The sequence below is a fragment of the Dokdonella sp. genome, assembly GCF_035703485.1.
In the GTDB taxonomy this organism is placed as follows: domain Bacteria; phylum Pseudomonadota; class Gammaproteobacteria; order Xanthomonadales; family Rhodanobacteraceae; genus Dokdonella.
This window is the reverse complement of sequence record NZ_DASSYD010000076.1, coordinates 1-5,710: the sequence shown is the minus strand read 5'-3', so window position 1 is coordinate 5,710 and position 5,710 is coordinate 1. Positions and strand designations below refer to the sequence as shown.

At 57.8% G+C, this 5,710-nt stretch carries 4 protein-coding genes; 3 read left to right on the top strand and 1 reads right to left on the bottom strand.

Annotated features, from left to right (window positions below; genetic code table 11):
• Window positions 1-1,194: 1,194 nt before the first annotated feature.
• The 3 genes from VFN25_RS05730 to VFN25_RS05720 all read left to right on the top strand — a co-directional run bounded on the left by VFN25_RS05730 (window position 1,195) and on the right by VFN25_RS05720 (window position 4,634).
• Complete coding sequence (locus VFN25_RS05730; RefSeq protein ID WP_325139742.1) at window positions 1,195-2,691, top strand: ArnT family glycosyltransferase; 1,497 nt, start codon at window positions 1,195-1,197, stop codon at window positions 2,689-2,691.
• 3 nt (window positions 2,692-2,694) lie between these two features.
• Window positions 2,695-2,886, top strand: coding sequence for a hypothetical protein (locus tag VFN25_RS05725; protein ID WP_325139741.1), 192 nt, complete (start codon window positions 2,695-2,697; stop codon window positions 2,884-2,886).
• 116 nt (window positions 2,887-3,002) lie between these two features.
• Window positions 3,003-4,634 (top strand): FMN-binding glutamate synthase family protein, encoded by a 1,632-nt coding sequence (locus tag VFN25_RS05720; protein ID WP_414648866.1) that lies wholly within the window; start codon window positions 3,003-3,005, stop codon window positions 4,632-4,634.
• A 69-nt stretch (window positions 4,635-4,703) separates the two neighbouring features.
• On the opposite strand, the gene VFN25_RS05715 is transcribed toward VFN25_RS05720, so the two are convergent.
• On the bottom strand, window positions 4,704-5,396 hold the full coding sequence (locus tag VFN25_RS05715; protein ID WP_325139738.1) for an alpha/beta fold hydrolase: 693 nt from the start codon (window positions 5,394-5,396) through the stop codon (window positions 4,704-4,706).
• Window positions 5,397-5,710 lie beyond the last annotated feature (314 nt).

Below are 5,710 nucleotides of genomic sequence, written 5' to 3'. Positions count from 1 at the left end.
CCAGAAATTTCTCGCGCCGGGTTTGCTTCTTCTTGGAAGCGTATTCGGCGTCACCAAAACTCATCTGTTTCATAGTGGGATAGCGTTATTGACTAAGTGCCATTTTACCACGAGTCTAGGGACTTGTTCAGACCCTCCCTAATGTCCTGGGCGATCGTTAGCACACCCGGGAGTCTTTCTTTCGCAGCGCGGCAAATCCATGCCGGTCCCGCACCAATCTCCAGAACGGATTCCACGGACTTGTGGAGCAGATCCAGGTTTCGCAGTCGCCGACCATAGCTTTTCGCGATACGTTCGGCTTCAGGACTGCGCAAATACTGCGCACCCGAAAATTGGGTCGAGCCAACATAGAGCCTCTGCAAATCTTTCGCCGGAGGTTCCGGATCCAGGTAGATCACCTCACAGTCACCGCATTGCACCAGAGAATAGTCTTTCTGCAGAAGTTCCCCATCAAAAGTGAGAGGGACTTTCCCGAGGAGGCGGTGTTGAGCTTGATCTGCTTCGCAATACCGGCAACGAGAAACAAACGGAACCAGAAAATCTGCTGTCCCTGGTTCCTCGACATGAAACTTGCGCCGAACGAGGCTCATTTGCCATGCCCGGATTTGGTTTCGCAGCTTCTGGAGTGCTCTAAGAAAAATGTGCATGACTGTAAAGCAGAGCGTGAATCGGAGAGTTGTTCAACTTCGGGCAAAACGCCCAATCCAGCAATTTGATTCAGAGATCTTGTCACTGAGAATGTTGACCCGATCAAGTTTGCCGGCTCGAATCAAAAAGGGGACGGAGGAATTATCCGTTTGAAACAAGTTCAGAAAGAGGCTAAATCAGGGGGTATTTTCGTTGAACTCCTCCTATCCGCGAGCAATTTCGGGAGCGATTCAAACAAATAATTCCTCCGTCCCCCTTTTTTACGGTCCCCCTTTTTTACGATTTCAATGAAAATATGCCGATCTGAACTTCCTTCCCCGCGCCCACGCTCGACCTGATAATTCGAATCTGTTCCTGGAAACGAGGTCGGCAATCTATCCCGCTATTTAGTAGTCTCTCCAGAGGACAGCGGTGCCGTTAGCTTCTGAGTCGACGAAATCTGCGCCTGGTGACCCGGATGCTTGATCGTGGCGATGGAGGCAGGAACCGCCTCGATTTTCCGTTCACTTGGCTCGAGATTCTTGTTTCCCAATCCGGATTTCATGCATGCGCCCAGGTTACAAGCCCTCGCTACTACAGACCGTCGTCATCATCATCATGCTGGGATTCGCCTTTCTCGGCACACGAGCGATCTGGGATCCGGATGAGGGGCGCTACACGAATGTCGCCTTGAACATGCTCGAAAGCGGTGATTGGGTGCATCCGATGCGCAACGAGTTTGTCGGCCACTGGACCAAGCCACCGCTGACTTACTGGGCGATTGCGGCCAGTGTCGGCACCTTCGGCTACAACGCCTGGGCGGCGCGGATTCCGTATGGCTTGACGTTTCTGTTCTGTGCGTGGATGGTCTGGTTCATCGCGCGGCGCGTGGTTCCGGGGGATGAGAACAAGGCCGCGGTGATCTTTGCGACGATGCTGTTTCCGTTTGGTGCGGCGCAGTTGGTGACGACTGATTTTCTGCTCGCGGCGGCCTTGAGTGGTGCGATGGCGGCATGGATCGAATCGCGCCATGTCGAGCCGCCGCATTCGCGGCATTGGGTCATGCTGATGTGGTTGGGCTTCGCGCTCGGCTTTCTGGCCAAGGGTCCGCCGGCCTTGCTGCCCTTGCTGGTGGTGGTTGCATGCTCGATCTGGCTTCCGGCACGGCGTGCCAACTCGGCATTTCACTGGAGCGGCTTGCTGGTCTTTGCCGCTGTTGCCTTGCCGTGGTTTCTGATTGTCGTCAGCGACACACCCGGACTGCTCGACTATTACCTTGGGCACGAACTGGTCGATCGCGTGACGTCGGAGGATCTCGGCCGGCACGGCGAATGGTATGGTTGGCTGCAGGTTTATGCGCCGACGTTGATCATCGGCAGCCTGCCATGGACGTGGTTGCTGTGGCGTTGGCTGCGCAAACTGCCAGCTTCAATGCGCGATTGGCGAATGACCGAAACTCGCATGCAGGATTCAACCGGACTGTTGCTTTTTCTCTGGGTGCTGCTGCCATTGATCGTGTTTTGCTTTTCACGTTCGCGGATGCCGCTGTACATCCTGCCCTTGTTCGTTCCGTTTGCCTTGATCATTGCCCGACAGATGCGCATCGAAGGGCGCGCGTTTCCGCGATTGGGTCTGGTCGGATTGTGGGTGATCGTGCTGCTCGGGTTGCGACTGGCGAGTGCTTACTGGCCGACGCACAAAAACGCAGAAGAATGGGCGACGATGATTCGCGCGCAGGTTCCTCACCAGGTCGATCACGTGGTGTTTATCGAGGACATGGCCCGATATGGCATCCACCTCCATCTGGGCGCGCGCGTCGACAAGGTTTCGATCAAGCCGGAGACTGGCAAGGCATTCGATCCGGAGTACGACACTGATCTCAGCACCCAACTGGCTCGCGCTGATGCAGGACACACGATCTATATCTGCAAACAGAAAGTCTGGTCGAAGGTCCGCGAAGCCATTGCAGCCCGCGATCACAAGATCACCGTCTTTGGAAAGCCTTTCGAGGAGCGGGTGATTTTTGGGGTGGTGCCAACGACAGGAGTGGGGAATGTGGAATAGGGATTGGAAACGCGAAATGCATTTCGCCACAAATCCGTAGGAGCGGCTTCAGGCGCGATGCTTTTGCTCTTTCGGATCCCGTCGTTCAACTGCCGAATGGCTGGTCATCCCGAAACCCGAACAAAGGGCATCGCGGCTTTGGATTTGCTGTCAACACGTCTGATCCTGTTCCGCGATATTGTCAGCGTTCCCTGAATTGTCTTTCCCGCTAACCGCTTGCCGCTTACCGCTCTTCCGCTCACTGCTTCCGGTACCGCTTGATCCGCTATCCTTGGCATTCTCGCCGCTCAAGGAGATCTCCATTGAAATCGCTGCTGCCGAGTCGCTATTGGCTGTTTGCCGGATGCATCATTGCTTTTCTCGCCAGTGCCGTACTGTGGGATTTCGGTGGTGTCTGGCCTTGGATCTGTGTTGTTGCCGGCTTGCTGACCCTGGTCGGGATCTGGGATTTGATCCAGACGAAACACACGTTGCGGCGCAATTTTCCGGTCAGCGGTCATGGTCGCTACCTGATGGAAGCGATGCGACCGATGTTGCGCCAGTATGTGGTCGAGGGCGACAACGATGAGGTCCCGTTCTCGCATGATCAGCGCTCGATCGTCTATCAGCGTGCCAAACAGCAGCAGGAGACGCGACCGTTCGGCAGTGAACTCTCTTTCTATGGCGACAAGTACGAGTGGATCAATCATTCGATCGTGCCAAGCAAGATCGACGACCACGATTTCCGCGTGCCGGTCGGTGGACCGCGATGCGAAAAGCCCTACTCGGCCAGCATCTACAACATCTCGGCGATGAGTTTCGGTTCGTTGTCGCCGAACGCGATCCGTGCCTTGAACAAGGGCGCGAAGCTCGGCAAGTTCTATCACGACACCGGCGAAGGTTCGCTGTCGAAATACCATCGCGAGTTCGGCGGCGACATCGTCTGGGAGCTTGGCTCGGGCTATTTCGGCGCTTGTGAAAAGGCTGGCGTGTTCAGTGAGGAAAAGTTCAAGGAGCGCGCCGTTCTCGATCAGGTCAAGATGATCGAGATCAAACTCTCGCAAGGTGCCAAACCCGGTCATGGCGGTGTGCTGCCCGGTGCGAAGGTGTCGGCCGAAATCGCCGAAACACGGGGTGTTCCCGAAGGTGAGGATTGCATTTCACCGGCCCGTCACTCCGGGTTCGACACACCCGAAGGCCTGCTTCATTTCGTCGATCGACTGCGCAGGCTCTCGGGCGGCAAGCCGACCGGGTTCAAACTCGCGATCGGCCATCCCTGGGAATGGTTCGGCGTGGCCAAAGCCATGCTCAGCACCGGCATCCACCCCGATTTCATTGTCGTCGACGGTGGCGAGGGTGGCACTGGCGCGGCGCCGATGGAGTTTATCGATCACGTCGGTGTACCGATGCGTGAAGGGCTACTGCTGGTCCACAACACCCTGGTCGGACTCAATCTGCGCCAGGAAATTCGTATCGGTGCAGCCGGCAAGGTGGTTACCGCATTCGATATCGCGCGCACGATGGCGCTTGGTGCCGACTGGTGCAATGCCGCGCGCGGATACATGTTCGCGCTCGGCTGCATCCAGTCGCAAACCTGCCATACCGATCGCTGCCCAACTGGCGTGGCGACTCAGGATCCGAGCCGCTGGAATGCCCTGAATGTCGAGGACAAGGGCGAACGCGTGAAGAACTTCCATGAGCACACACTGCGCGCACTCGCAGAGATGATTGGCGCTGCCGGCCTGACCCATCCCGGTGAACTCGGCCCCGAACACATCATCCGCCGCGTCTCGGGCAAGGAGATCCGTTCGCTGAGTACGATCTATTCCTTCCTCAAGCCTGGCGAGTTGCTCGGTGGCATTCCGAAGCATGCAGTGTTCCAGCGTTTCTGGGCCGATGCACGCGCCGACAGTTTCGCGCCACCGCGCGGCATCGCTGAAATGCGCTGGAGCAAGCTGGCCTGAGCCAGATCTGCAGCCTGGCCGCAAATTCGGTTTGCGGCCAGATTCGATGCAATGACTACTCGATCCCCGCTACTGGATCAGATCGGCCTGCTTGCTTGCGGTGTACCAAAGCAGGCCGTAGTGGCCCCAGGCATAGGTAACCGTGGCGTTCTCGCCGCTGATTGACGAGGAGTGCACGCCGCCGACCGTGCAGATGCCGGTCGAGCAGACGATCTCATCGTAGTAGGACTTGATCGAGGTCATGCGCGAGCCGAAGCGATGGCCGCTGATGCCGTTGAGGAACGGGCTGTTGACGGACAAGCCCCAACTGCCGCAGGTGCTGGTCCAGATGTTGAACGGGTAGGTGCCGCAACTGCGCAGGCCGCGGAAGGCGCCGGCGATGCCGACGAAGCTGTCGACATAATTCTTCATGCCGACGCGGTCGATCACACGCGCAGCGAGCGTCGCGCCCATCGAGTGGCCGATGACATCGATGCGACCGGTGCACGACGAGGCGATCGCATCGATCAGCGCATTTTCGACCGGCGTTTCCTCGCTGCCCTTGTGATCGTTGCAGGCGGCGCATGAGCTGCCCCAACCGGGCCGGAAGATCTGCGAGCTGCTGTAGCCGCGGGCGAGCAAGGTGTTGCGTGTGTTGTTGAAGTCGGACGGACTGCCGGTATTGCCGTGCACGAGTACGACATTGTCGACACAGAGGGCCTGGGCGGCGCTGGCGACAATCACGAGTGACAGCGCGAACAGACCACGGATGACGAAATGCATGATGCGATTCTCCCGCAAGGGCTCCCCAGCCCGGAGCGGACAGCCTATGCCGCTCTGTCCGGGAGCGCTGTTGTACCAAAGTACCAGTGAGGATTTGTGTGCTGCGTCATTGGGAGGCGGACGCAAAGACATCGTGGGGAACGGGAATATCTCCCCAGACACGGATCCCCCGCTTCGATAGGGGTCGGGAAGGCTCATCACCTCCCCGCCCTCCGAACCGTGCGTGCGGTTCTCCCGCACACGGCTCTCCAGTTGGTGGTTGCTTCATCGAGATCGGCACGCCAAGGCATGGGCTTGGGTTAACGTGAAAAGCC